This window comes from Aquiflexum gelatinilyticum (assembly GCF_024741135.1).
Taxonomy (GTDB): domain Bacteria; phylum Bacteroidota; class Bacteroidia; order Cytophagales; family Cyclobacteriaceae; genus Cognataquiflexum; species Cognataquiflexum gelatinilyticum.
The window spans coordinates 1-443 of the sequence record NZ_JANSUY010000054.1 but is presented as its reverse complement, the minus strand read 5'-3'; the positions used below and the strand labels follow the sequence as shown (position 1 = coordinate 443).

Here is a 443-nt window from a genome sequence, read left to right as displayed (position 1 = left end):
GTAGTTCCAAAGTTGAAGAAGATAGAAGCTTTGTTGTAGTTGAATGCGAGGTTGATGGCTGCGGTTTCCGGTACCTGAGCGCCAAAGTCAAAAGTCAAAGTTTCCCATGCAGCCGCGACAGTGGTAGTCGCTTCAGTCTCTACTGATTTGGTAGGATCAAGATGGTCTTCCACTTTGAGGCGGACTTTAATGCCTGCATCCGGTGACCAAACCCTGACGGTCATTTTCTTATCAGCTTCTGTAAAAGGAATTTTTGTGCTGAATCCTGTCTGAACTCCGCCTGTGACGGCTGTGACAGTGGTACCTGCCCAAAGTTCCGCACCTGCAGATTTAATAACCTTGGCTACTTTGTTGCTGGCCAAAGTCGGATCTTCTACTATAGAAGAAGCTTCTGCTCCTCCAAAACCAACCAAGCCATAGTTGACATCAGTTTCGTCGAAGGT

Annotated in this window: 1 protein-coding gene; it reads right to left on the bottom strand. The window is 47.2% G+C overall.

From position 1 onward, the window contains the following. Nucleotides 1–443: hypothetical protein (locus NU887_RS21130; RefSeq protein WP_420839808.1), on the bottom strand; the 443-nt coding region annotated here is incomplete at both ends.